The following is a 25780-nucleotide window of genomic DNA, read 5'->3' as shown; positions in this document are numbered from 1 at the left end:
ACCTTTTTCAATATTCGGCGGTGAGTGAATGCCAGTCGGGTGTGAGGAGGAGCCATGGAATTATTCTCAGCGGAATTCTTCTCTGCATTACTGGCAATCATTGTGATTGATCTTGTTTTGGCTGGAGATAACGCGATCGTCATTGCGCTGGTCGCACGAAAACTGCCTAAGCATTTGCAGCGCATCACGATCATAGGCGGCACGATAGGTGCGGTTGTTGTGCGGATCGCGATGACCATCGCAATTGTCTGGCTGTTGAATGTTCCTGGGCTGTTGCTGGTTGGTGGTGTGTTACTGGTTTGGATCGCTTATAAATTGCTGGCACCTATCCATGATGACAAGAAGCAGCTTGATCTAGCGTCGTCACGTGTCGGTTTGTGGGCTGCAATACGTACCATCATCGTGGCGGATGCAGTGATGGGCATGGATAACGTGTTGGGTGTGGCTGGTGCAGCACATGGTGAGTTCTTGCTGGTGGTGCTGGGATTAGTGATCAGCGTTCCGATCATGGTGCTAGGTAGCACGCTGATTTTGAAATGGGTAGAGCGTTATCCGGTCATCATTTATCTGGGTGCAACAGTACTTGCATGGACGGCGGCAAAAATGATTGTGCAAGAGCCGATATTGCAGGAGTTTTTTGCGCAGAATGAATTTGTAGTCTGGTTACTGTACGGCTTGGTCATAGGCGGAGTCGTACTGAGTGGTTTGCTTAGAAATGCGCCTATCAAATCGACGCACGGGGAGGCAAGACCAAAACATCCTTGAAGACCGTTCACAAAAATTACTAACGTTTATACATTGCGAGGAGATCATCATGCTCAACATTCTCATACCCGTAGACGGTTCGCGGAATGCGTTGCGTGCAGTGGAATACGTTATTCAATACCGTGCAATACATGACGAATTGATCAACGTGAACCTGGCCAATATACAACCCCGTCTGTCGAGATACATCACGCGTTTTGTACCATCAGCCAATGTTCGTTTGTTGCAACAAGAGCGGGCTGAGCAAGCACTGCAAGGTGCCGTCGACTTGTTGACTAAAGCTGGCGTTGAACATTCTGTTCACATCAACAAGGGCGATGCTGCAGAAGGTATCGTTGCATGCGCTCAAGAAACTGCATCACAAAAAATCGTGATGGGCACCACGCGGAAAAATGCACTGTCGAGATTTTTTCAAGGTTCTGTCGTGAGTAAAGTCATGGCTTTGACGGATCTGCCAGTCGAAGTTGTCGCGAAAGAAAATGCGACGAAACTGGCGCGCTTTGGCATACCAGTTGGTGTCGGATTGGCAGTATTGTGGCTTGCAGTAGAGTAAAAAACGTTGTGTATTCCAAGCAGCGATAGCATGATTTTTGTATAGTGCTTGAATCTTGAAATAAGTGACGTAGATATTGAAGGGCCAGCTTTATAGCTGGCCCTTCTTGTTTTAAAACTGATTTGAAGAAGGAAATTCAAACTCCATTTCTCCACTTTGCATCACATACGACTCACTATGTGATCGCCTCTAGAAAAATTCTCCATCCATTTGTTCGCAGCAGATACTGCCTCAATGGCAGAGCAATATTCAATCCTCCTACCGTTCTTTATGGCCAAAAATGGTAAGTCTTCCCCATCTTTTCTTTGTTTATTTAGTGTTGGGTCAATTTCAATATTCGGAATTTAGATATGAAAGAAACTGGATATAGAAGTGAAATTTTGTTGGTATTGAATCGGAAAACACGATGCTATTCTGGCAGCGATAGGGAAATTATGCCGCTTTGCAGAACCCATGCATAGCTCGTATTTTTTGAGAATAACGCTCTGCGTCTTCAAGGAAACGAGCAAGCTGAGTGTCGATAGAGTCAATACTCCATGCGCGAAATATCGACTGTATGTAGTTAGCGTTTCGTGGTGATGGATGCGTCACGCATTGTAATCCCTGTCTGTAGTAATCGAAATTTTCAGCAATGCAGAACAGCGCGTTGGGCTTTCCTTTTTGTGATGCCTGCAACGCATGGAGAAATAAATTGGATTTCACATTAGAACCGCAACAACAGTATTCAACAAAATCAATCATCAGTATTGGTGCGACCGTATTGCTGCATTTGGTGATTGGTTATGCATTGGTCACCGGCCTTGCGCGTGATGTGATCAATGTCATTACCAAGCCGATCGAGACGCGCATCATTGAAGAAATAAAACTGCCGCCACCGCCGCCGCAGGTCAAGACTCCGCCACCACCGAAATTCGTGAAGCCGCCACCAGCGTATGTGCCGCCACCTGAAGTGCAGGTTAACATTCAGCCGCAACAAAATGTAATTGCAGCTGTCAGCAGTGCGCCGCCTGAGCCGTATGTGCCGGCCACGCCGACGCCGGCAGTTGCCAAGGTCGGGTTGGCTTGTCCGGATTCCACTCGCATTCGCCAATCGCTGGAATATCCACGTCAAGCTTTGCAGAACAATATTTCCGGCAATGTACTGGTTCAGTTTGTGGTGGGTACGAATGGTGAATCTAAGGATTTCAGTTTGATTCGTTCGGCACATCCGTTGTTGAACCGTGCTGCGCTTGATGCGGCACATCGTTTCAATTGCGTAGGTCAAGGCCGCGAAGTAGTGGTGCAAGTGCCATTCGAATTCAAGGTGGAGTAGGCGTTGTCATCGCCCCACCGACATTAATCATTGCAGCAAATTTTGTTGCGAATATATTTTCATTGGAGAAATCATGTTGAGCCGTAATCGTTTATCCACCGCCGCTGTTGTGTTGGCACTTTTCTTCAGCGCTCCTGCCTTTGCTGCGACGGCATCTACAGTGGCAGCGCCGGCAATTGCTAGCGCATCTGCCATTACCGCTGCGCAAGCATCCGCCGGCAATGCTGCGGCAGTCGCTGGTGATCATGCTAAAGAATCCAATCCTTATGGTATTTCCGCTTTATGGAATGGTAGCGATGTCGTAGCGAAAGGGACGCTGCTGATTCTGCTGCTGTTCTCCATCGGTAGCTGGTACATCATCATCGCCAAGTTGTTGGCACAGCGCAAACTGCATAAGCAGGCACGTGATACCGAACAAACATTCTGGGATGCCGGCACAGTACGCCAAGGTCTAGATACGTTGGAGAGTGGAACACCGTTTCACTTTATCGGCACGCTTGCGTTGAAAGCAACCGAACATCACAGTGGTTTACTGGCGCATGTGGACTTCAATACCTGGGTAGTGCAATCCTTGCATAGCTCGGTCGATACGGTGAAGAACCGCTTGCAAGATGGCTTGGCATTTTTAGCGACGGTTGGCTCTACCGCACCATTCGTTGGTTTGTTCGGCACTGTGTGGGGCATTTATCACGCGCTGACGGCGATTGGCTTGTCTGGCCAGGCATCGATCGACAAGGTAGCTGGTCCGGTTGGTGAAGCGCTGATCATGACCGCTATTGGTCTGGCAGTTGCTGTGCCGGCCGTTCTTGGTTACAACTTGCTGGTTCGTCGCAACAAGGCTGCGTTGGAAAGAGTACAAGACTTCAGCTCTACTCTGCACGCCGTCTTGCTCAGCTCTGCGCCAGCCAAAGCGAGCTAAATCATGGCACTTACCTTTGGCAATGGCGGGGAAGAAGATAACGTCGTATCCGAGATCAACACCACGCCGCTAGTCGACGTGATGCTGGTGCTGCTGATTATCTTCCTGATCACGATCCCGGTCGTCACCAACACGATTGCAGTGAATCTCCCGCATGAAGTTAATCATGTGCGCGAAACCAAGCCGGAAAACATCAATTTATCCGTCGACAAAAACGGCAAAATTTATTGGGATCAAGAATCGGTTGCCAGTGTGGATGCATTGGCGACGCGACTGAAAACAGTTTCGGTACAAGAGCCGCAACCAGAGATTCAGATACGCGGCGATGGAGATGCCAAATATGAAGCAATCGGTCGCGTGATATTTGCATGCCAGCGTGCGGGGATAGTGAAGATAGGTTTTATCACCGAGCCGGCACCGCGCGGTGCATAAATTTTGACGAGAAGGAATAAATCATGAGTATGAGTGTAGGCTCCGGCGGCGATTCAAGCGAGCTGGAAGTCATGTCGGAAATGAATACCACGCCGCTGATCGATGTGATGTTGGTGTTACTGATCATGTTGATCATCACCATTCCAATTCAGTTGCATAACGTAGAACTCAATTTGCCAGCGGGTAATCCTCCTTCACAAACGGTGATCCCGGAGGTGGTGCAGGTCGATATCAATGCAGCAGGTGTCGTGAGCTGGAACGGTGAAGCTATTCCAGATCGAGAAGTACTGGATATCAAACTATCTGGTGCGGCAGCGCAAGAGACGCAACCTGAACTGCATCTGCGCGCAGATCGCAATGCACCGTACAAAGCGGTGGCCGCTGTGCTGGCATCGGCGCAACGCCTGGGTGCGAACAAACTCGGACTGGTCGGGAATGAACAATTTGCGCAATAAAGTTATTCGTTTTACCGGACAAAAAAGAAGGTAAGCATGGCCGAGGTATTGAGTTTCAATAAGCAAGGCAGCAAGGTAGAAATCTATGCGCAGTTGCTACCGCAGATTAAATCCTTACTCGCCAGTGAATCGGATGTGATCGCTAATTTGGCAAACATCTCTGCGGTCTTGAAAGAAGCATTCGATTTCCATTGGGTAGGTTTTTATCGTGTGCAGCAGAATGAATTGGTACTTGGTCCATTTCAGGGGCCGGTTGCTTGCACACGGATTCAAAAAGGTAAGGGCGTGTGCGGCAGTGCATGGCAACAAGCCGCGACTATCGTTGTGCCGGATGTAGACCAATTCCCAGGTCATATTGCATGCAGCTCCTTGTCGCGTTCAGAAATCGTCGTGCCTTACTTCGATAGCGACGGTAATGTAGCTGGCGTTCTGGATGTCGATAGCGACAGACTGGATGCGTTCTCCGCAATCGATCAACTGTGGCTGGAGAAAATCGCAGTGCTCTTGCATTAAAACACCTCTTCAATCGGTGAGTAGATATCTGCTCTCGCTGATTATTATTCCCATCGCATCAAGCAGTGAATTCTGGATCGCAGCAATGCGTATCCGGCTACGCATTGCGTGATGCATATTCTCAAGAAGATTTACATGGCACTTACTGACTATCGTAACTTTGGACGTACCGGCGTCAAGATATCTCCGTTGACATTGGGCTGCATGATGTTTGGCAACAAGACCGAGCTGGATGAAACCATAAGCATCGTTGATCGCGCGATAGAAGCTGGTATCAACATTATCGATACCGCCAATGTGTATGCGCGTGGTCGTAGTGAAGAATTCACTGGTGAAGCGCTTAAGCGCAATGGCAAACGTCACGATATTTTTCTCGCATCCAAAGTGCATCTTCCCATGCATGATACTGACGGCAATCTACGTGGTAGTTCTCGTCGCCACATCATTCAGCAAGTAGAAGAAAGCCTGCGTCGCCTGCAAACGGATTATCTCGATCTGTATCAAATCCATAGGCCGGAACCGACGACAGCTATCGATGAAACTCTGCGTGCATTAGATGACCTGGTAAAGTCAGGAAAGGTACGCTACATCGGCTCGACCACCTTCGCCGGTTGGCAAGTGGTCGAAGCTCTGTGGGCCAGCAAGGAACTGGGTCTGAATCGTTTTGTCTCGGAACAGCCACCATACAATTTGCTCGATAGACGCATAGAGCGCGAGCTGCTCCCGGTTGCAGAAACCTTCGGCCTTGCTGTCATTCCGTGGAGTCCTATTGGCGGCGGTCTGCTGTCTGGTAAATACCGTAAAGGTCAGCCCTTGCCACTGGATTCGCGCTATACCAATCCCAATCCTATGCAGGCCAAGCGTTTTGTCGATCGCGTGTTCGATGTGATAGAGCCGCTCTCCGAATTGGCCGCAGAAAAAGGCGTGCCATTGTCGCAACTGGCTTTGGCATGGACGGCGCAACAGCCTGGCATTACCAGCGCCATCACCGGGCCGCGTACGCTGGAACAATTGGAAGATGCGATCAAGGCAATTGACGTGACGTTCACGCCAGAAGACCTCAAACGCATCGATGCGATCATTCCACCTGGTACGCACATCGCACCATTCTACGAAGCCAACTTTGGTGCCAGCGCATATCGCTGGTAAGTCTTTATCGGTGCGTGGCATCACTTTGTTACGCACCGATCTGTTATCCATCTATTCAGCTAAGCATTGCACGTCGTCTGCATGAACTCCGAACAAAATCGGAATAATGAAATGAAATTTGCTTGGTTCTTAAGCCGACACTGAATTGATATTGTTCTTTGGTCGGGCCGCTTAATCCTCGCCATGGCGAGCGACTCCGCTGGGTTGTCGACGACAGCAATAAAAATCCCAAGAGTTGGTACATGTAATCAGCGCGATTAGTTATCGCGCATCTCTGGAGTCCTTTATCGATGTTGTTGCCACCGTTATCAGTGCGGTGCGCTTCCGCTATGGCTTTTCACCAATAGATAAATTTTTCGCAACAGATCGAGATAAAGAATGAGCAAGAAGATCCGCATGAACGCTTTCAATATGAACTGTGTCGGTCACATACATCACGGTTTGTGGAAGCACCCACGCGACAACTCCGTTGATTACACCAAGCCGGAATACTGGACGGAATTGGCGAAGCTGCTGGAGCGCGGTTTGTTCGATGGCATCTTCCTTGCGGATATCGTCGGCGTGTATGACGTGCTCGGTGATGGCATAGAAACGACAGCGCGTGAAGCAGTGCAGCTGCCAGTCAACGATCCGCTCTACGTGGTTCCCATCATGGCGCAGGAAACCAAACATCTCGGCTTTGGCGTGACATGCAACCTGACGTATGAGCAGCCGTATTTATTTGCGCGTCGCCTCGCCACGCTGGATCATTTGAGTAATGGCCGTATCGGCTGGAATATCGTCACCGGTTATCTGGATAGCGCTGCACGCGCGATGGGCTTGACGCAACAGATTGACCATGACGATCGCTATGAGCGCGGCGACGATTTTATGGAAGTGTTCTACAAGCTGCTGGAAGGTAGCTGGGAAGATGATGCCGTGTTAAAGGATCGCACACGTGGTATCTATGCCGATCCTAAAAAGATACATCGTGTTCATCACAACGGTCCGTATTACAAAGTTGATGGTGTCTATAACCTGACCGAGCCATCACCGCAGCGCACGCCAGTCTTGTATCAAGCAGGTGCATCGCAACGCGGTAATGAATTCGCCGCCAAACATGCGGAGTGCGTATTCACCGGCGCACCTACACGAGAATTGCTGGCGAAGGGCATTGCCAATATTCGTAGTCTTGCTGTCGATGCTGGCCGCCAACCAAATGACATTTTAGTGTTCACCGGTTTGACGGTAGTAGTTGATACCAACGAAAAAGCTGCGCGTGAAAAATACGAAGACTACAAACAATACGCCAGTGCAGAAGGCTCACTCGCACACATGGCCAGTGGACAAAGCATAGATCTTGAAAAGTTTGAACTGGATGAGGAAATCACGCCAGAAAAACTGGAGATACTTTATCCAGGACGCTTGAAGCGTGTCGGTAGCGCACGTGGTCGCAACTTCCTCGAAGGAACGACGCGTCGCAAGTTGCTGGCAACGCGTGGCTTCGGTGCGCAGAACTCCGCCATCGTTGGTACGCCATCGCAAGTTGCGGATGAAATCGCCAAGTATGTGGCTGAGACCGATGTCGATGGCTTCAATCTGACGCGCACCATTGCACCGGAAACCTATCGCGATTTCATTGATCTGGTGATTCCAGAATTGCAAACCAGAGGTTTATACAAAGAGGCTTATGAAGAAGGCACATTGCGGAAAAAGTTGTTTGGCCAAGGTGCCAAGCTTCCTGATAACCACACTGCAGCCCAATATCGAACATGGAAATAATCAGGTGCACTGAGCGCCAGCCTTATTGATGCAAGGAGAAAAAAATGAGTACACCCACAACATTGCAGTATGCCGATCACGGCAAAGTCACAGTGCTACGCAGCGATGAAGAGGCGCTGGCCGTGGCGCAAGTCCTAGCCGATGAGTTTGCGCAGGAGGCTTCGTTACGTGATCGTGAGCGTCGTCTGCCTGTAGCGGAACTGAAAAAAATCACTCAGAGCGGCTTGTGGGCGATTACGGTACCGAAGGAGTATGGTGGTGCGGGCGTTTCCTACGTCACGTTGGCACAGGTCTTTGCGATATTTGCCAAGGCAGATGGATCTATCGGTCAGATTCCTCAGAATCATTATTTTGTTATTGAGTTAATACGTGAACACGGTAGCGAAGAGCAAAAGAAATTTTTCTTTGAGCGCATACTCGCCGGCGACCACTTTGGTAATGCATTGGTAGAACTCAACGTCAAGAAGCCGGAGGACAGGGAGGTAAGCTTGTTTGACGATGGTGATGAACACTACCGCGCCAATGTCCGCAAGTTCTATGCGACCGGCTCGCTCTATGCAGACTGGATACCGACTGCGCTTAATACAGAAGACAAGGAAGAGCATCACCTGGCATTTTTTTCTCGCCATGCAGAAGGCTTGACGATCATCGATGACTGGGCGGCGCTGGGGCAACGCACAACCGCTAGCGGCAGCGTGATTCTGGATAACGCACGTATCGAGAAGAAGTTCGTTATCTCGCACCGGGAGAAGAAAGAGCATGTATCGCCGGTCGGCCCTACCGGACAGATCATGCATGCCGCGATTGATACCGGTATCGCGCGTGCTGCATTTGAGGCGACGATAGCCTTCATTCGTGGGCGTAATCCCAAGAAGTCGGATGCCGCGCCCGATGCGAGTTGGGAAGATGATCAATTGACGATACGTGAGATAGGCGATCTATCGGTCGCTTTGCATGGGGCAGAAGCGTTGCTGGAACGCGCCGGCAGGATCATAGACCATGCGTATGAGACTGGCTTGCAAACGGACTGGACCAGAGCGTCCATCGCGGTATCTGAAGTGCGCGCTGCCAGTACCCATGCGGCACTGTTGATTACCAACAAGCTGTTTGAATTTTCAGGTACGCAATCGACGGCTAGTAAACACAATCTGGATCGCTACTGGCGTGATGCGCGTACCCATACCTTGCACGATCCGGTGCGATGGCGTCTGTTTGATATCGGCAATTATTATTTGAACGACAAAGTTCCGCTACGTCGCCGCTTTAACCAGATAGAAAAAAAGGTTGAAGAAAAAGTGCAGGAGCCAGTGGTGGACATTAATGTTGTAAACATAGCGAATGAGGCGCTATCCAGCGTCTGACAACTCGGCCGAGCTAAGCCTGATTGAAAAAAGAAAGTGGTGAAACATGCAATACGAAAATCTGGGGAAAAGCGGCCTGAAAGTATCCCGTCTGTGTCTGGGCGCGATGATGTTTGGCGGTACCGCCGATGAAAAAACCTCGCATCAAATCATTGATCACGCATACGAACAAGGCATCAACTTTATCGACACCGCCGATGTATATACCAATGGTGAATCGGAACGCGTAGTAGGCAAGGGTATTGCCGCTCAGCGCGATAAATGGGTGTTAGCCACCAAGGTCGGTAACGGTTCCGATAAGTGGCCGAATGAAAAGGGTTTGTCACGTCGTCGTCTGGTACAGGCAGTAGAACAAAGTCTGCAACGTCTGGGTACTGATTACATCGATATCTATTATCTGCACAGACCGGATGCGACGACGCCTCTGCGCGAGACGATACGCACACTGGGTGAATTGATCGCGCATGGCAAGATACGTTACTTCGGTTTGTCCAACTTCAGCGCATGGCAAGTGGCAGAGGTTGTGCATCTCAGCAAAGAGCTGGGCGTTGATCAGCCTATCGTGTCGCAGCCGTATTACAACGCAGCCAACCGAATGCCGGAAGTCGAGCATCTACCGGCATGCAACTTCCACGGTCTGGGCGTGGTGCCATACAGCCCCTTGGCGCGTGGTGTACTGACAGGGAAGTATCTGCCTGGCAGCGAACCGGATCAAAACAGCCGAGTCGGCCGTGGCGACAAGCGTGCGCTGCAAACAGAGTGGCGTCAGGAATCATTGCAACTCGCGCAAGCGATATACGAGCACGCACAAGCACACGGAACAACGAATGTGGAATTGGCACTGGCCTGGGTGTTGAACAATCGCCTGGTGACTTCAGTCATTGGCGGTCCGCGCACTTTTGAACAATGGCAAGGTTATCTGAGCGGATTGAACTATCGCTTCACGCCAGAAGATGAGGCGCTGTTCGACAAACTCGTGCCACCCGGCCATCCGAGTACACCGGGTTACACCGATCCAGAATATCCAGTAACAGGTCGCGTGCCTCGTAATCTGATTGTTTGATCGCGATGGGTTGCCTCATGCAGACAGCTCATCTGTGCAGCGTATGCATGGAATTTTAAATAACACTATTTTGTGGATAGCCGTTTTATGAGTATTTCTTCTGTCCCTTCTGCGGACGACCCTGACGCCAGTCCTGCCATCAACATCGCAAGCAAAGCGAAGAAGCCGATACCTAAAGTGTTGCCGCATCATTCGGAAGAGATCGATGTACAAGCCATGCCGCAGGTGCTGGGGCGTTTGACGCGATTGGCAGTACGTTATCCATGGCGTTGTACATTCGCGATTCTGGCGGCGCTGGGTGCCGCCGTTTTCAACTTGCTGATGCCATTGCTGCTTGGGCATGCGGTGGATCAGGCTGGCCATCTGCTCGCTGATGCCAAACTGGGTGCCGACGTTGTACAGCATGCCTTGCTGGTAACGGGGGGATTGATCGTTGTCGTCTGCGCAGTACGTGGCATTCTGACTGGGTTGCAAGGTTATCTGGGAGAAACTCTGGCGCAAAAGGTTGGTTACGATTTGCGTATGGCTTTCTTTGAAAAGCTGCAGAGGCTCAGCTTCAGCTATCACGACAAGATACATACCGGCGATTTGATTGCACGCGGGATGCTGGATCTGGAAGGTGTACGAGCTTTCCTGGAGTTCGGTGTATTGCGTGTCATCACATTGGTCTTGTTATTGAGTGTCGGTTCATGGCGCTTGTTGAGCATAGATGTCACCTTGGGTTTGCTGGCCTTGAGCTTTGTTCCTTTTGTCGCGTGGAATGCGGCACGTACCGGTTTGAACTTGCGCATCAGCTGGCAGCGATTGCAAAAGATGATGTCCGAAATGACATTAAACATGGAAGAGAATTTGCAAGGCGTGCGCGTGGTCCGTGCCTTCACGTCGCGCCTACATGAGATGGCCAAGTTCGACAAGATATCCGACCTCGCCCTGCGTTTATCCAATCAGCGCATCACGGTGCGTATGGGCTCGATGAGCACGATGACTCTGGCGTATTACACCTCGATGGCTTTGGTGTTGTGGGTGGGCGGCCAACGTGTAGCGAGCGGTGCCTTGACGGTGGGTTCGTTAACGGAATTCCTGACCTTCATCACGATCCTGCAACAGCCTCTGCGTCAGATCGGCATGATCATCAACGCCAGTGCGCGTGCAACCGGTTCGGGCGCACGTTTGTTTGAAGTGCTGGATACCGATCCAGAGATCAAGGATGCAAAAGATGCGCACGATCTGATTATCGATAAAGGTGTGCTGCGTTTTGAATCGGTCAACTTCGCCTACGGTCATGGGTCCAATGATAGAGCGATATTGCACGACATTAATTTTGAAGTAAGACAAGGCCAGGTGCTCGGCATAGTCGGTGCACCAGGTAGTGGCAAATCGACACTTGCACATCTGATTCCACGCTTCTATGAAGTTGATTCCGGTCGCATCACGATCGATGGTCAGGACTTGCGCTCATTGAAATTGACATCCTTGCGGCGTGCCGTCGGTCTGGTGCAGCAAGAGAATTTTCTGTTCGATACATCGATACATAACAACGTGGCGTATGCCGAGCCTTTGATTGATGAGGCACGCGTGATTGATGCTGCATCGATTGCGCAGATACACGAACACGTAGAGCAATTGCCCAAGGGTTACACCACACGCGTTGGTGAGCGTGGTGTTGCCTTGTCTGGTGGTCAGCGTCAACGCATGACGATTGCGCGTGGCTTGTTGGATCAGCCCGCAATCCTGATTCTCGATGACTCTACGGCAGCAATTGACCCAGCGACAGAACAACGCGTACGCGCTGCTTTGCAGGAATCGATGAAGAATAGTGCAACCATCATCATTGCGCATAGGTTGAGTTCGCTTAAACACGCTGATCAAATCATCGTGTTGGATGAAGGTCGTATCGTTGAACGTGGTACGCACGCAGAACTGGTCGCTGCCGGTGGACACTACGCCGCTTTATGGGCTTTGCAGAATCGCGGAGCGCAGGAGCAAAGAAATGCAGTCAATGAATTAGTTGCTGCTACGGCGATACAGAACGATAACGTGGAGTTGGCATCTTGAGCGCACCAGAACAAAAAAAGAGCATCGACCTGAATGCAGAAGTACGTGGCGAAGAGATTTTCTCTCGCTACGATAGTCGTGTCGTTTCACGTCTATGGGTTTATATAAAGCCACATCGCTGGGCCTTGCTTGCGGTTGTCTTTACGGTTGCCTTGTTCACGATAGTACAAGTGTTGATTCCGGTGACGGTGCGCTATGCGGTCGATAGCGCGGTAGGTAATTCCAGTTACGCATTCAATACCATCCTGATCGCATTCGGCTTCCTCATCGTGTTGAATTCGGTATCCAACTTCTTTCAGGAATGGGTGGCGGCACGTTTGGCACAACGCGTGATTTTTGATCTGCGGCGCGCGATGTTCAATCACTTGCAACATGTATCGCTGTCTATTCTTGATCAGACACAAGTCGGACGTCTGATGTCGCGCCTGCAAGGCGATATTAATTCCTTGCAGGAATTCATGGAGACATCGGTTTCTGCAGTCGGCGATTTTTTCCTGTTGCTGGGTATCATCACTGTGCTGTTGCTGATGGATGTGAAGCTGGGTTTGCTGACCTTGTGCGTATTGCCGATGATGGTGATCGTACGCAAGATATGGTTGCCGTGGGCACGCAAGGCATTCACACGTGCGCGTGAAGCGTCGTCTAGCGTCAACTCTGCATTGGCAGAAAACATCAACGGCATACGTACCGTACAAGAGAGTCGTCGTGAGATCGTCAACTTCCAACGCTACGATGTGCGCGCAATAGAAAATCTGGAAGCACAAATTGGTTCTTCGCGCGCCGCACAGGTGATGATGCCAACAGTGGATACGCTCACTGGATTCGCAATGGCGATCGTCGTCGTCGTCGGTGGTTCATCAGTCGTGTCGGGACAGCTTGATGTTGGCGTAATGGTCGCTTTCATTTTTTGTGTGCAACGCTTCTTCGATCCGATACGTACATTAACGATGCAATACACCGTCATGCAACGTGCGATGGCATCGGGCCACAGGATTTTTGAAGTGCTGGATGTTGAAGTTACCTTGAGTGACAAGGCAGATGCTCAAGAATTGGCAGACGTACCCCCCGCGATTGAATTCAATCATGTCACCTTCGGTTATCGTCCCAACCAGCCGGTGTTGCACGATTTGAATCTGCATATTCAACCGTATCAAACAGTGGCCCTGGTCGGCCCGACCGGTTCCGGTAAAACCAGTATCGCAGCATTGATACATCGCTTCTACGATGTGTGGGATGGCGAAGTCAAAGTCGGCGGGCAGGATGTACGTGATCTGACACTGGATTCATTGGGGCAATGCGTCGGTATGGTGTTGCAAGAGCCGTTCTTATTCAGCGGCACGATTGCAGACAATATGCGTTACGGCTTGCAATGGGCAACCCGCGAGCAGGTCATCGAAGCTGCCAAGGCCGTACGTGCACATGACTTCATCATGCGCTTGCCGGATGGTTACGATACACAGCTGGGCCAGCGTGGCCGTAATCTATCGATAGGCCAGCGTCAGCTATTAAGTTTTGCCAGAGCGTTGTTGGCGAAACCGAAGATTCTGATTCTGGATGAAGCGACCGCGAATATTGATAGCTTCACCGAACTGGAAATTCAACGTGCGTTGAATGTGCTGCGTAAAGGAAGAACCACCATCATCATTGCGCACCGTCTTGCAACAATACGGGATGCGGATGTGATCGTGGTGCTTCAAAAAGGTCGTATCGTTGAGAAAGGTTCGCACGAAGAACTGCTTGGGAATAAAGGTTTATATGCGAAGCTGCATGCCAGCAGCAATGAATCGTTTGATGATTTTGTCGAGGCAGCAGACGAACATGTCCAGAATAGCTAATCTTAACGATGAATTTCTTTGATCCTTTAAGTCTAATAAACGGAAATTAATGTTGATAGTCAGACCTGCAGTTTTTGCTGATTGCGGTGCAATAGAAAAATTGCTGCTGCAGCTTGGTTATGCAATTGATTTCGAAGAAGTGAGAAAAAAGATTGCAGCGACTAGCGATTTTGATCATGTATTTGTAGCGGAATTGAATCGGAAGGTCGTCGGTAGCATCAGTATTCATGCTTTTCAGCTATTCCATGTAAAGGGAAGTATGGGACGGATTACTTCTCTGGTTGTAGATGAAGCGCATCGCCGGGAGCAAATTGGCATTGCCTTGATGGATGTGGCCGAGCAATGGTTTCGTACAAAAGGTTGTATCAAGTTTGAGGTGACGAGCAGCAATAAGCGTCTTGATGCTCATCATTTCTATGAGAAAAATGGATATGCATTAGATGGTCTGAGATTTTCAAAAATAATGAAAGAATGAAGCTCGTTCCTTTTGTAGTTTAAATACCTCCTCCAATTCTGGAAAATTGAAGAGAGGCATCTTTAGTTCCACTTCATCTTCACGCGCACTTGCCATCCTATCCACAACCCTCCGAAAAGAAAGAGCGCAAATATCCAGCCTGATGCCGCGCCTGCCATGATTCCGGATAGCAACGTGCCGACTGTGCAACCCAGCGCGACCAGAGAACCCCAGCCCATCAGGATGCCGCCAACAAAAGCGCGGCTGATTTCAGGAAGTTTGGGGCGGCGCGGTTTGAAGTCGCCGGCAGAGAGTGCGGCAGCCAGCGAACCGAATATGAGACTGAGGACGAATACGCCGTTTTTCGACCACAAGGTTTCCTTGATGACGGTGGCGCAACCGGAGAAGGTGTCTATTCCTTCCAGTCGGCTTGGCAGCCAGTGCAGGTGGTCTGCGGTGGTGCGTGCGATGCTGCCGAGTTCGGCAGTGACGCCCAGTGGCGCAATACGGAAGTAAGCCAGCACACCGAGGAAGCCGATCAGCAAACCGCCTACATATGTCGGCCAGCGTCTTTCCCATTTGCTGTCGGGAGTTGCTTCTTGTGCCTTATGTCCACGCCAGAGCCAGATGGCCAGCGCAGCCAGTACGATGAGTTGCAATGCCACCGATCCGGCATAGCCGAAGTGATGCGGCAGCCAAATGACCGGCGCTTGCTGTATGCCGGAAAGATACAGCGTGTTCCAGCTCAGGAAACCCAGGACGAAACCAAACAGGGCGCCGAGCAAGGCAAACGGCGAGACGGTAGAGCCTTCGCCGAGGCGATATAGATGTGCGCTGATGCATGAACCTGCGATCGCCATGCCAAAGCCGAAGCTGAGTGCACCTGCCGCCAGTATCCAGCTGACAGGTCCTATATGGGCTTGCGGTGGAAGACGACCAATAGTCGGGGTCGGCATGAAGGCGCCGAAGACCAGGTGATAACCGAGTATGCCAATCACGAGCGCGGCAATGATGCCGAGCAAACCACGGGCATCGCGTCGCTCAATGAAGTCGCGACTGACGCAAAAAAAACAGAAGCGCGAACGCTGCAGGAAGATGCCAAATGCAATGCCAAAAAGGGCAGACAGTGCCAGTTCGCGTCCACCCTCGGCAACGCTGCCAAGGGTGTGAGAAAACCAGACTGCTGCCATCAGGACAATGACAGATGGCACAAGCCGCCGAAGCGGCGGCAATGCCAGATCAGCCAATTATTTGCCGCCCCATACTGTGCCGGCCAGATTCGTCACCGGTACACCAACTGCGTTGCCGTATTCCGTCCACGAACCATCGTAGTTGCGGACGTCATAGCCCAGCAGTTTTGTCAGTGCGAACCAGGTGTGGCTGGAGCGCTCGCCGATGCGGCAGTAAGTGATGACTGGTTTGCTGCCATCGATGCCGGCTGCCGCATAGATTTTCTTCAGTTCATCAACCGATTTGAAAGTGCCATCCGCTGCAACAGCTTGGCCCCAAGGCACGTTAGCTGCGCCCGGGATGTGACCGGCGCGGATAGCCAATTCTTGTACGCCGGCTGGTGCGAAGATTTTGCCGCTGTATTCATCAGGTGAACGAATGTCGACCAATGCCACATTGCTTTTCTTTTCTGCTGCTGCAACGACATCGCTCAAACGTGCGCGCAATGCAGGATTGGCTGCGCTGACTTTGATATTGCCAGCTGCCGGCAATTTGGTCACAGCAACCAGTGGGCGATTTTCTGTTTCCCATTTTTTGCGACCGCCATCCAGCAGTTTGACGTTCTTGATGCCATAGATATCGAATACCCATGCGCCCCATGCCGCGAACCAGTTATTGGTGTCGCCATAGAGTACGACAGTGCTGTCGTTATTGATGCCGGCGTTACGCAGCAGTTTTTCAAAGTTTTGCTGGCTCGCGATATCGCGACGGACTGTGTCGACCAGATCGGTATGCCATTCAAAATTTACCGCGCCAGGGATGTGCGCGCGTTCGAATACGCCGGGATTAACACTAACTTCAATCAGGCGTAATTTCGGATTGCTGATGTTTTTTTCCAGCCAGTCTGTGCTGACGAGGAAGTCACTAGGCGCAGCATGTGCCGCACCTAAAAACAAGCTGCCTGCAATCAGCAGGGACTTGATGATTTTCATGTTTGATTCTCCTCCGGTTGTTAAGAAAGCGTTACGCATTCACATTACCGAAGAGATTGCCGACGAACAACGAAGCATTTTCAATATCGATATTCAGAAAATGCATGTTCCATAAAGTGGAATAAATATTCGATGATCAAGCAGTCAGGAGGGAGAGATCTTTCCACACGAAGCTCTCTTGCTCATACTCTTCCGATCCAAGTTGGATCGGTTTGATGCTTTCAGAATAGGCACCGAGATGTGCGTAGAAATGCCGAAATGGATTGTTGGTCAATGCCCATACCCTCAGAGATTTTTTATCGTGTTTGATTAATTCGGTGGCAATCGCATTGACGAGCTTGCGTCCAATTCCATGGCCTTGATTTTCTTTGCGTATATAGATTGCGTATAGCTCGACATCGCAAGGTTGCTCAATCGTTCGATCTGGCCCAGCGCGGGCAAATCCCACAACCTTCCCATCCTGGTTCGTCGCTACGTAGTACAGAACATTTGCCGCTTCCAGCGTCTTGCGATGACGTGCTTCTTGTTGTGAGTAACTCAGGCTGTCGAGAAATGATGAAGTAATGTGGCCTTGAAAAGTTGTGCGCCATGTATCCACCAATACGCGTGCAATGTCAGAAATGTCCGTTTCATTTGCGTATCTGATGGACACTTGATCTACGATATCTGACTTGATCACGCGCTCTTCAAATCTTCCAATCTCAAATTCGGCGCAAACGTTTCCAGGAAGCGATAAGCGAACGAAGGCAGAAAGGTGCCGTTCCTGACAGCGACCAGGGTCGTGCATGAGCCGAACAACGTACCTTCTGTCTCTAGTACCGTCAAGCCGTTCTTCTCTATGCCATCCAAAGCCATTTCTGCCACGATGCCGACACCAAGTCCACGTTCGACATAGGTCTTGATGACGTCTGCATCCATTGCTGTCAGGCGGAAGTCAGGTATTAAACCTGCCTGATTGAATGCAGCATCGACGCATTTACGTCCAGTGAATTGCGGGTTGTAAGTGATCAATGGATATTGCGCGATGTCTTCCAGTGTGACCGGTGATTTTTTCACTAATGGGTGATCGATAGGAACGATGACCTGGTGATTCCAGGAGAAGCATGGATAGGAAATAAGGTCTGGTGATTGGTCGAGTACTTCGCTGGCGATGCCGATATCTGCTTCGCCGTTGCTGATCATGGCGGCGACCTGATTCGGTGTGCCTTGATGCAGTTCCAGTTTTACTTTGGGGAATTCATTATTGAATTGTTCGACTACTTTTGGCAGCGTGTAACGCGCTTGTGTGTGCGTGGCGGCGATGATCAATTGACCGGTATCGACGCCTGAGTATTGACTGGCATATCGTCGCAGATTTTCAGTTTCCAGCAGGATGCGTTTGACGATTTCTACCGCGCCATCACCTGCACGCGTGACAGAGGTCAGTCGCTTGCCTGAGCGGACGAAGAGGTCTATGCCTAGTTCGTCTTCCAGATCCTTGATCTGTTTGCTCACACCGGATTGCGATGTGTATAGCACCGCTGCAACCTCGGTCAGATTGAGATTGTTCCGTATCGCTTCGCGTACAAATCGTAATTGCTGAAAATTCATGAAGCTTTTTCTCCGTTAATACTGATTGCTACTACCTTGCGTATGTGTTGCAGAAGAGGGCAAAGTTTATTCATTCGAATGCTTATGTATTCCGTGTATTTATACGGCGACACGATGCCAATTTATTTAGCATAACAATCCGAATTTCATATAAGAACCAATTAAAAATTGTTTGCATATTCCGCTAAACGTTAAAGATATTTGATATATGCATGCGGCTCTAAGTACTTAAAAAAATAGACGCTTAAAACAGTAATGAAAGCATCGTTAAAATTTATCGTATAGGAGACACGGAATGTTTCTCTGCAATGGACGTGCTCATTTCAGAAATGAGTGCTTGATGAATTTCATTCCTTAATTGCAACTATCTATTGCTATGCAGTGATGCTAATCATAGAAATTCTTGCCAGTGCTTGGCAACGAATTTGTACGAATATGCATATCTGAAGTTTGATATGCACATCCCGAATTTATAAGCATGAATTGCTTCGTTGGATGTATGAGAAGGAGAGGCTAGGATTCAACTTGTCATTGTCCGATATCTCTCAAGATTGGATTTAACCCGCGCCGCAAGGTCGCGGGTTTTTTTATGGCGCAAACCATTAATCGTGTTTGCTGATGCGAGGCATCGATCAAACGATATATCAAATCTCTTGCTATAGATCGCAGTTTTTATTGTTTGTGACATGGAGATGAAGGCGGTAACTTCACAAAAAAATTATTCGCTTGCATATCGCAAGCCTGAGTGTTGTTGAAGAAGGAATCAAGATGGCATCGCCCCCACGCCAAATGAGTATTGGCATGAATATCCTCGGTCTCGGAGGACACGGTTCGGCATGGCGCTTCGCAGAAGTGCCGAGCAGCGCATTGCTTGGCGTGGAATATTTCCAGAACATCGCACGTATATCGGAGCGTGGCACGCTCGATGCCATTTTTCTGGCGGATGGCCCTGCGCTTAATGGCAATGTCGCTACCAATCCTATCGGTGGACTGGAGCCTACGGTATTGCTTACCGCGGTTGCACTCGCAACCAAACACATAGGTGTGATTGCCACCGCATCAACGACATATAACGACCCTTACAACTTGGCACGTCGTCTTGCTTCGATCGATCACATCAGCGGTGGACGTATCGCATGGAATGTGGTGACGACAGCTGGCGATATCGCTGCGAAGAATTTTGGTTTGAATGGTGCGCCTCTGCATGAGGATCGTTACGGCCGTGCCGCAGAATTTATCGATATCGCACTCAAGCTGTGGGATAGCTGGGAAGACGAAGCGATTATCAATGACTGGAAAAAAGGCGTGTTCGCTGATGCGAGCAAGGTGCATGCGATCGATCATGTCGGTCAGCATTTTTCAGTAAAAGGACCGTTGAATGTGCCGCGCTCACCGCAAGGTCGACCGGTATTGGTGCAAGCCGGATCATCTGAAGGTGGCAAGTCGGTTGGCTCGCGTTATGCCGATGCGATCTTTACGACGCAAACTACCTTACCGGATGGTCAGGCCTTCTATAGCGAGATGAAAAATCGCGCACGTACATGGGGTCGTGATCCTCATTCCTTGAAGATCATGCCTGGCCTGTCTACTGTCATCGGTAGCACCGAGGCGGAAGCGCATGCACGTTGCGATGAGCTGGACAGCTATCAGGGCGAACTCGGTTTGGCTGGACAGATCGCAGCGCGTATCGGCATTGCGGTCAGCGATCTGGATTTGGATGCGCCATTGCCGTGGCATCGTATTCAAGATGTACGTGAGATGACACGTGATCCTGCAGCGCGTGCACTCGGTGCAGGATCACATGGCTTCTTCGATGCGCAAATCAATCTGGCGAAACTTGAAAACCTGACCGTTCGTCAATTATCCAAACGCATACGCAGCGGCCATCGTCTGGCAGTCGGTACGCCGGAACAAATTGCCGACACGCTGGAAGAATGGTTCAAGTCCGGCGCTGCTGACGGCTTCAACATCATGCCGGACATGTTCCCGTCTGGTGCTGAGATTTTTGTCGATCAGGTCGTACCGATTTTACGTAAGCGCGGCATTTTTCGCACTGAATATACCGGCACTACCTTGCGTCATCACCTCGGCTTGTCACGACCAAGAAGCCAGTACGAAGAGGAAGAAGTGTGCGAGAGCTTGCTCGCCGTCTGACCATCTTCACCGCACGCATCATCGCGTAATTAACTCCCCATTAAAACGATCACCGAGGTTTGTCCGCAATGAGTACTTTACCCGCAATGAGTACGGGATCAACAGTTCAACTGGAGGCGCCTGATTTTGGCGCGACGCTCGATCAGTCGATTGCGCGCGGTGGGCGCTTGTCCAATCGCCTGAATGATTGGCGCAACTTGCGTCCTGGTTTGGTTCTGGCTGCCATCTTCGTCCTCTTTTTAATCGTCGCTGCTCTGCAGCCGAGCTGGATTACTTCGGGTGATCCTTTGGCAGCATCGGCGCGTGAAGCATTCCGCCTACCTAGCGCAGTGCATTGGCTGGGCACGGATGAAAACGGACGTGATGTCTGGACGCGTTTGATCTATGGCGTACGTCCATCACTGCTGATGGGTTTGGCAGCGACAGTGATCGGTCTGATCTTTGGTGTGACGATAGGTTTGTTCGCCGGTCTGGGTAATCGCATTGTAGATAATCTCTTGATGCGTGTGATTGATGTATTGCTGTCATTCCCCGATCTGTTGCTGGCGCTGGTCATCATTACCTTCTGGGGACAAGGCATGTTCAACACGATCGTCGCTGTTGGTGTTGCCAGCGTACCGCGTTATGCCCGCATGGTACGTGCACAAACATATAGCGTGCGTCATGCGCAATATGTGGAGGCGGCGACTACTCTGGGTTTGCGTCGCTCGACGATCATCCTGCGTCACGTATTACCGAATACGATCAAACCGGTTTTGATATTGGCGACGATAGGCATAGGCGGAAAAATTGCTGCCGGTGCGGCATTGAGCTTTCTTGGTTTTGGCGCACCGCCACCTTCACCGGAGTGGGGATCAATGTTGTCAGTCGGCCGCAACTTTTTGTCGAACGCATGGTGGCTGGTCACGGCACCAGGTGTTGCAGTGACCTTGACGGTGATTTCCATCACGGCATTGGGGCGTGAGTTGTTATTGCGTAGTGAAGGCAAGCGCACATGACAACGCAGGCAAGCAAGGCACGACCGTTGGTGGAAGTGGAAAACCTGCATGTCCGTTTTGGGCATGACGGTCCCACTGTCATTAAAGGCATCTCGTTCAACTTGCATCGTGGCGAATGCCTGGCACTGGTGGGCGAGTCTGGTTCCGGCAAAAGCGTTACTTCACGTACGCTGGTTGGCTTGACCGGGCATCGCAGCACACTGCAGGCAGATCGCTTGCAATTCGATGGCGATGATCTGCGTCATTTTAATGAACGCACGTGGCGCGATATTCGCGGTCGTCGGGTCGGCTTTGTGATGCAGGATGCGCTTGGTTCGCTGGATCCTTTGCGCACGGTAGGAGCAGAAGTTGCCGAGCCGCTCAAATTACATGGCAACTTCACCAAACAGCAGCGTGAAGAAAAAGTCATCGCCTTGTTGCGTTCGGTCGGTATGCCCGATCCTGAATCGCGTCTGCGTCAGTATCCGCATCAATTGTCTGGCGGCTTGCGTCAACGTGCATTGATTGCTTCTGCAATTGCCTGCAATCCTGAACTGCTGATTGCTGATGAGCCGACTACCGCACTCGATGCGGCCGTGCAGGCGCAAGTACTGGATTTGCTCGAATCCTTGCGCACGCCAGATAACGCAATGCTGATCGTCAGCCATGACTTCGCAGTGGTATCGCGCCTGGCTGATCGCGTGGCCGTGATGTGGCATGGCGAGATCGTTGAGCAAGGACCGCTGGATGCCATCCTGCACGATCCGCAACATCCTTATACCAAATCATTATTGTCTGCTGTGTCTTCTGTGCAGAAGCGCGGTCCGGCTCGTCAAAGAGTTGCCGTCGCAGAAGATGGTCATTTAATCAGCGTGCCGACCGAGCTGCCTGCCAGCGTCCTCAACAAGCATCCTATCGTTGTGGAATGCAACAACCTGACCAAGATTTTCTACGGTGCCGATGGCGTCAAGCGCATCGCGGTATCCGAAGTGTCCTTCGCTTTGCGCAAAGGCGAGACCGTTGGCATCGTCGGTGAATCCGGCTCCGGCAAGACAACCTTGACGCGCATGGTGCTTGGGCTGGAAACGCCCAACATCGGCAACGTGCGCTTGCGTGATCGGATCTGGAGTGAGCTCACTGCTGACGAACAACGCGCAGAGCGCAAACGCATACAAGTCGTTTTTCAAGATCCGCTCGCTTCTTTCGATCCGCGTTACACGGTAGAGCGTGTGTTGGCTGAAGCACTGGGCGTAGCTGGTTATACCGATGCAGAAAAAACGCGGGCACGCGCTATTGAACTACTGCATCTGGTGCGACTTGATCAAAGTTATCTGCATCGTCGTCCTATCGAATTATCCGGCGGACAACGCCAACGCATTGCCATCGCACGCGCACTCGCGCCGGAGCCGGAAGTGCTGGTCTGCGACGAACCGGTTTCCGCACTTGATGTATCGGTGCAAGCACAAATTCTCGACTTGCTGATCGATCTGAAAGATCGCCTGGGTTTGTCCTGTCTGTTCATCTCGCACGATCTTGGCGTGATCCATAGGATCAGTGACCGGATTCTGGTGATGAAGGATGGTGTGGTCGTCGAATCTGGCGGCGTGCACGAAGTCTTCGAGAATCCTCAGCATCTTTATACGCAAACGCTACTGAGTGCAGTGCCACAACTGGGAACAAGAAAACGCGTAGCGCATTCAATTGATATCGGGAGTAGGGAAAGTGAAAAAGAAGGTGAACTTGATGCAGCATGATTCAGCGCGCAAGCGATCAATCGATGACAAGAAACAGAAGCCCAGTATGGAAGTCATTGAGTGCCGATGTCGTGATGTATTGCCTCCAGAATTTTTATAAAAACGATAAGAGAGATTCGAGGAGCAGTACGGCAACTATCTATGCGGACGCAAGCAGCATGACTGCTAGTCCCATTGCAGTTGTAAAGAACGAGTCGCTCATTTGATCAATATTGGGAGTAAGAAAAGTGCAGAAGAAAGTGAATTTAACGCCACATAAAGGGCGCATTGTCCAACCATCGACACATCGTGCTTTACGCGCATTGAGTGTAAGCGCAGTGTTGTGCATGGCGAGCGGTGCCATCTACGCGCAGCAAGCTACACCGCAAGTGGAAGATACGGTTGTCATCAAGGGCAAGGCATTGAAGTCATCCGAAAAAGCAAAAGCAAAGCTGGATGAAGTGCCAGGTGGTACCAGTCTGGTCGGTAGCGATACGGTTGAAAAAGGCCGTGCTTCTACCAATGAAGATGTGCTGGCTTATCAGCCTGGTGTATTTGCACAAGCGGCTGGTGGCGCCGATGGCCTCAAGATTTCGATCCGTGGTTCCGGTATTAATCGCGGTACCAACTTCTTCCGTTCCGGCGTCTTGTTCATGTTCGATGGTTTGCCGGTTACCGGGCCAGGTGGTACGCCATATGAATTGTTCGAGCCCTTGGGCTTGAGCTATACAGAAATTTTACGTGGTGCGAATGCCTTCGATTACGGTGCGTTGACATTGGGTGGCGCGATTAATTACGTGACCAAAACAGGTTACGATGCGGCGCCATTTGAAGTACGTCTTGAAGGTGGCAGCTTTGGCTATCGCAAAGAACAAGTGAGCTTTGGCAAGGTGATCGGGGCGCTCGATTACTACGTCAGTCTGACTGATTCATCGCGCGATGGTTATCAGCAGCAATCTAAAAGCAGCAGTCGTGGGATAGTTGCAAACATCGGCTACAAGATCAATCCTGATCTGGATACACGCTTCTACTTCCGTTATCGTGAAACGAAAAATCAGCAACCGGGTTTGTTGACGCGTGAGCAAATTGCACAAGATCCATCGCAGGCAAATGCGACCAACGTTGCTTTGGACTCTGCGCGAAATCAGCCTGGATCAACCTGGATCGGTAACAAGACCACATTACGTATCGATGATGTATCCAAGCTTGAAGTTGGCTTCAACTATCATGATTATCCGATCGATCAGCAAATAGGTATCAGTAGCGGCACATGGGGTTTTACCGACGTATCCTTGCTGGCGAACTACAGTCGCTCTGACACTTTGTGGGGTAAGGCCAGCAATACCAAGGTCGGCGTACTTTTCACCAAACATCTGGATGCTTACCTTGACTCCGCAGTGCGTCGTTCAACCGGTATTAACGCAGGCGTTCCAGTCGGTACGCTTTATCGACACGCCGATTATGGTGGTTCAGATACGGTTCTCCATGCAAGCAACGATCTGGAAATCGCGCCTAGTCTTTGGTTGACCAGCGGACTTTCTGCCATCCATACCGAGCGTTCTACCCAAGTCACTTTTCCTTCGAATGAGCCATATAGCCGTTCAACCAATGACCTAGCGCCACGCATAGGCTTGCGTTACAACATCACGCCGGATGTCCAGGTTTACGGTAACGCCAGTCGTTCGGTAGAACCACCAAACTCGTGGGCTTTCTTGACTCCTCCACCTTCTTATCCAACAGGTAGTGGGCCACTGTCAGGTGCAGCGCGCAGAGGTTTGGATCTGAAGGATCAAAAAGCCAATACTCTTGAACTTGGCGCGCGTGGGAAAACGGGTAAATCCGAGTGGAGCTTGAGCGCGTATCGCTCACTGATTAAGAATGAATTGCTGTCGGTGGAAATCATTCCAGCCTCGCTCGGTGTTAGTCAGGTCACTGCAGAATCCAATGCCAGCGCGACGATTCATCAAGGCGTGGAAGCTAGTCTCGGGAATGTTTTGTGGGAAGCCGGCGGGCAGAGAATTTCATTGCGCCAAGCCTATACGTTTAACGATTTCAAGTTCAAGAACGATAGCAAGTTTGGAAAAAATGAATTGCCAGGTATTCCGCGTCACTTCTATCAGGCTGAATTGCAGTACGCACATACGAGTGGATTCTATATTGGTGTGAATACGCAAGCGGCAGCGGGGAATTATGCCGATTATGCAAATAAATACAGAGCTAATGGCTATACGCTCTTCGGTGCCTCTGCCGGTTTTGAACATCCGACTGACGGTTGGAAGGTGTTCTTGGATTTACGTAATCTTGGTGACAAGCATTACGCCTCCAGCACTACTCCGCTTTACTCAGTAAATACCGTGGCTGACCAGGCTCGCTTTGCTGCAGGTGATGGCTTCGGTGCATTTGCTGGCGTCTCGTATGCATTCAAGTAATCGGTAGCTCATTCATTACACATTAGAAAAATAAATAGCTGACGCGTCTTTTAAAGACAGCGTCAGCACTTCGCCCTGATTTTTATCAGGCATTACTTAAGGGGTTAT

General features: G+C 50.5%; 22 protein-coding genes. 18 read left to right on the top strand and 4 right to left on the bottom strand.

What is annotated here, in order from left to right; genetic code table 11:
• Window positions 1–54: 54 nt before the first annotated feature.
• From AC07N2_RS02610 to AC07N2_RS02545, 14 genes are all read left to right on the top strand, one after another.
• On the top strand, window positions 55–765 hold the full coding sequence (locus AC07N2_RS02610) for a TerC family protein (RefSeq protein ID WP_494776881.1): 711 nt from the start codon (window positions 55–57) through the stop codon (window positions 763–765).
• Between the two features lie 49 nt (window positions 766–814).
• Window positions 815–1318 (top strand): universal stress protein, encoded by a 504-nt coding sequence (locus tag AC07N2_RS02605; protein WP_494776880.1) that lies wholly within the window; start codon window positions 815–817, stop codon window positions 1316–1318.
• Window positions 1319–2009: 691 nt separating this feature from the next.
• A complete protein-coding gene (locus AC07N2_RS02600; protein WP_494776879.1) occupies window positions 2010–2630 on the top strand; it encodes a TonB family protein in 621 nt (206 codons plus the stop codon).
• A 73-nt stretch (window positions 2631–2703) separates the two neighbouring features.
• Window positions 2704–3549, top strand: a complete 846-nt coding sequence (locus tag AC07N2_RS02595) for a MotA/TolQ/ExbB proton channel family protein (protein ID WP_494776878.1) — start codon at window positions 2704–2706, stop codon at window positions 3547–3549.
• 3 nt (window positions 3550–3552) lie between these two features.
• A complete protein-coding gene (locus AC07N2_RS02590) occupies window positions 3553–3981 on the top strand; it encodes an ExbD/TolR family protein (RefSeq protein ID WP_494776877.1) in 429 nt (142 codons plus the stop codon).
• Window positions 3982–4004: 23 nt separating this feature from the next.
• Window positions 4005–4436 carry an ExbD/TolR family protein gene (locus AC07N2_RS02585; protein ID WP_494776876.1) on the top strand — a complete coding sequence of 144 codons (432 nt, stop codon included), beginning with the start codon at window positions 4005–4007 and terminating at the stop codon, window positions 4434–4436.
• A gap of 36 nt (window positions 4437–4472) precedes the next feature.
• Complete coding sequence (locus AC07N2_RS02580) at window positions 4473–4949, top strand: GAF domain-containing protein (RefSeq protein ID WP_494776875.1); 477 nt, start codon at window positions 4473–4475, stop codon at window positions 4947–4949.
• Window positions 4950–5084: 135 nt separating this feature from the next.
• The gene (locus AC07N2_RS02575) at window positions 5085–6098 is read left to right on the top strand and encodes an aldo/keto reductase (RefSeq protein ID WP_494776874.1); all 1014 of its coding nucleotides are present in this window, start codon (window positions 5085–5087) and stop codon (window positions 6096–6098) included.
• Window positions 6099–6494: 396 nt separating this feature from the next.
• Window positions 6495–7859: an LLM class flavin-dependent oxidoreductase gene (locus AC07N2_RS02570; RefSeq protein WP_494776873.1), complete on the top strand. Its 1365-nt coding sequence runs from the start codon at window positions 6495–6497 to the stop codon at window positions 7857–7859.
• A 44-nt stretch (window positions 7860–7903) separates the two neighbouring features.
• Window positions 7904–9220: an SfnB family sulfur acquisition oxidoreductase gene (locus AC07N2_RS02565; protein ID WP_494776872.1), complete on the top strand. Its 1317-nt coding sequence runs from the start codon at window positions 7904–7906 to the stop codon at window positions 9218–9220.
• A 46-nt stretch (window positions 9221–9266) separates the two neighbouring features.
• Window positions 9267–10283, top strand: a complete 1017-nt coding sequence (locus AC07N2_RS02560; protein ID WP_494776871.1) for an aldo/keto reductase — start codon at window positions 9267–9269, stop codon at window positions 10281–10283.
• 87 nt (window positions 10284–10370) lie between these two features.
• Complete coding sequence (locus AC07N2_RS02555; RefSeq protein WP_494776870.1) at window positions 10371–12338, top strand: ABC transporter ATP-binding protein; 1968 nt, start codon at window positions 10371–10373, stop codon at window positions 12336–12338.
• Window positions 12335–14173, top strand: coding sequence for an ABC transporter ATP-binding protein (locus tag AC07N2_RS02550; protein ID WP_494776869.1), 1839 nt, complete (start codon window positions 12335–12337; stop codon window positions 14171–14173). Before AC07N2_RS02555 ends, AC07N2_RS02550 begins: the two co-directional genes overlap by 4 nt.
• Before the next feature lie 49 nt (window positions 14174–14222).
• Window positions 14223–14648: a GNAT family N-acetyltransferase gene (locus AC07N2_RS02545; protein ID WP_494776868.1), complete on the top strand. Its 426-nt coding sequence runs from the start codon at window positions 14223–14225 to the stop codon at window positions 14646–14648.
• Between the two features lie 62 nt (window positions 14649–14710).
• Here AC07N2_RS02545 and AC07N2_RS02540 read toward each other — a convergent pair whose 3' ends face one another.
• From AC07N2_RS02540 to AC07N2_RS02525, 4 genes are all read right to left on the bottom strand, one after another.
• Window positions 14711–15817: a YeeE/YedE family protein gene (locus AC07N2_RS02540; RefSeq protein WP_494776867.1), complete on the bottom strand. Its 1107-nt coding sequence runs from the start codon at window positions 15815–15817 to the stop codon at window positions 14711–14713.
• Between the two features lie 57 nt (window positions 15818–15874).
• The gene (locus tag AC07N2_RS02535) at window positions 15875–16789 is read right to left on the bottom strand and encodes a sulfurtransferase (protein WP_494776866.1); all 915 of its coding nucleotides are present in this window, start codon (window positions 16787–16789) and stop codon (window positions 15875–15877) included.
• Window positions 16790–16925: 136 nt separating this feature from the next.
• Window positions 16926–17468: a GNAT family N-acetyltransferase gene (locus AC07N2_RS02530; protein ID WP_494776865.1), complete on the bottom strand. Its 543-nt coding sequence runs from the start codon at window positions 17466–17468 to the stop codon at window positions 16926–16928.
• Entirely contained in the window at window positions 17465–18379 is a 915-nt protein-coding gene (locus AC07N2_RS02525; RefSeq protein ID WP_494776864.1) for a CysB family HTH-type transcriptional regulator, read from the bottom strand. The genes AC07N2_RS02530 and AC07N2_RS02525 overlap by 4 nt, the downstream gene beginning before the upstream one ends.
• A 768-nt stretch (window positions 18380–19147) precedes the next feature.
• On the opposite strand from AC07N2_RS02525, the gene AC07N2_RS02520 reads away from it, so the two are divergent.
• The 4 genes from AC07N2_RS02520 (at window position 19148) to AC07N2_RS02505 (ending at window position 25672) form a co-directional block, all read left to right on the top strand.
• Window positions 19148–20533 carry an LLM class flavin-dependent oxidoreductase gene (locus tag AC07N2_RS02520; RefSeq protein ID WP_494776863.1) on the top strand — a complete coding sequence of 462 codons (1386 nt, stop codon included), beginning with the start codon at window positions 19148–19150 and terminating at the stop codon, window positions 20531–20533.
• A gap of 68 nt (window positions 20534–20601) precedes the next feature.
• Window positions 20602–21531, top strand: coding sequence for an ABC transporter permease (locus AC07N2_RS02515; protein ID WP_494776862.1), 930 nt, complete (start codon window positions 20602–20604; stop codon window positions 21529–21531).
• Complete coding sequence (locus tag AC07N2_RS02510) at window positions 21528–23264, top strand: dipeptide ABC transporter ATP-binding protein (protein WP_494776861.1); 1737 nt, start codon at window positions 21528–21530, stop codon at window positions 23262–23264. The genes AC07N2_RS02515 and AC07N2_RS02510 overlap by 4 nt, the downstream gene beginning before the upstream one ends.
• Before the next feature lie 227 nt (window positions 23265–23491).
• Window positions 23492–25672 carry a TonB-dependent receptor family protein gene (locus tag AC07N2_RS02505; protein WP_494776860.1) on the top strand — a complete coding sequence of 727 codons (2181 nt, stop codon included), beginning with the start codon at window positions 23492–23494 and terminating at the stop codon, window positions 25670–25672.
• Window positions 25673–25780 lie beyond the last annotated feature (108 nt).

This window comes from Herminiimonas sp. GW821-FHT09C12 (assembly GCF_059416385.1).
The sequence above is the reverse complement of the archived record's forward strand: the minus strand, read 5'-3'. Positions and strand labels throughout refer to the sequence as shown.

Excerpts from the sequence above, each read along its gene's own strand:
- AC07N2_RS02610 (WP_494776881.1), top strand. The coding sequence starts at position 55 with ATGGAATTATTCTCAGCGGAATTCTTCTCTGCATTACTGGCAATCATT.
- AC07N2_RS02605 (WP_494776880.1), top strand. The coding sequence starts at position 815 with ATGCTCAACATTCTCATACCCGTAGACGGTTCGCGGAATGCGTTGCGT.
- AC07N2_RS02595 (WP_494776878.1), top strand. The coding sequence starts at position 2,704 with ATGTTGAGCCGTAATCGTTTATCCACCGCCGCTGTTGTGTTGGCACTT.
- AC07N2_RS02590 (WP_494776877.1), top strand. The coding sequence starts at position 3,553 with ATGGCACTTACCTTTGGCAATGGCGGGGAAGAAGATAACGTCGTATCC.
- AC07N2_RS02585 (WP_494776876.1), top strand. The coding sequence starts at position 4,005 with ATGAGTATGAGTGTAGGCTCCGGCGGCGATTCAAGCGAGCTGGAAGTC.
- AC07N2_RS02580 (WP_494776875.1), top strand. The coding sequence starts at position 4,473 with ATGGCCGAGGTATTGAGTTTCAATAAGCAAGGCAGCAAGGTAGAAATC.
- AC07N2_RS02575 (WP_494776874.1), top strand. The coding sequence starts at position 5,085 with ATGGCACTTACTGACTATCGTAACTTTGGACGTACCGGCGTCAAGATA.
- AC07N2_RS02570 (WP_494776873.1), top strand. The coding sequence starts at position 6,495 with ATGAACGCTTTCAATATGAACTGTGTCGGTCACATACATCACGGTTTG.
- AC07N2_RS02565 (WP_494776872.1), top strand. The coding sequence starts at position 7,904 with ATGAGTACACCCACAACATTGCAGTATGCCGATCACGGCAAAGTCACA.
- AC07N2_RS02560 (WP_494776871.1), top strand. The coding sequence starts at position 9,267 with ATGCAATACGAAAATCTGGGGAAAAGCGGCCTGAAAGTATCCCGTCTG.
- AC07N2_RS02555 (WP_494776870.1), top strand. The coding sequence starts at position 10,371 with ATGAGTATTTCTTCTGTCCCTTCTGCGGACGACCCTGACGCCAGTCCT.
- AC07N2_RS02545 (WP_494776868.1), top strand. The coding sequence starts at position 14,223 with ATGTTGATAGTCAGACCTGCAGTTTTTGCTGATTGCGGTGCAATAGAA.
- AC07N2_RS02540 (WP_494776867.1), bottom strand. The coding sequence starts at position 15,817 with ATGGCAGCAGTCTGGTTTTCTCACACCCTTGGCAGCGTTGCCGAGGGT.
- AC07N2_RS02535 (WP_494776866.1), bottom strand. The coding sequence starts at position 16,789 with ATGAAAATCATCAAGTCCCTGCTGATTGCAGGCAGCTTGTTTTTAGGT.
- AC07N2_RS02525 (WP_494776864.1), bottom strand. The coding sequence starts at position 18,379 with ATGAATTTTCAGCAATTACGATTTGTACGCGAAGCGATACGGAACAAT.
- AC07N2_RS02520 (WP_494776863.1), top strand. The coding sequence starts at position 19,148 with ATGGCATCGCCCCCACGCCAAATGAGTATTGGCATGAATATCCTCGGT.
- AC07N2_RS02515 (WP_494776862.1), top strand. The coding sequence starts at position 20,602 with ATGAGTACTTTACCCGCAATGAGTACGGGATCAACAGTTCAACTGGAG.
- AC07N2_RS02510 (WP_494776861.1), top strand. The coding sequence starts at position 21,528 with ATGACAACGCAGGCAAGCAAGGCACGACCGTTGGTGGAAGTGGAAAAC.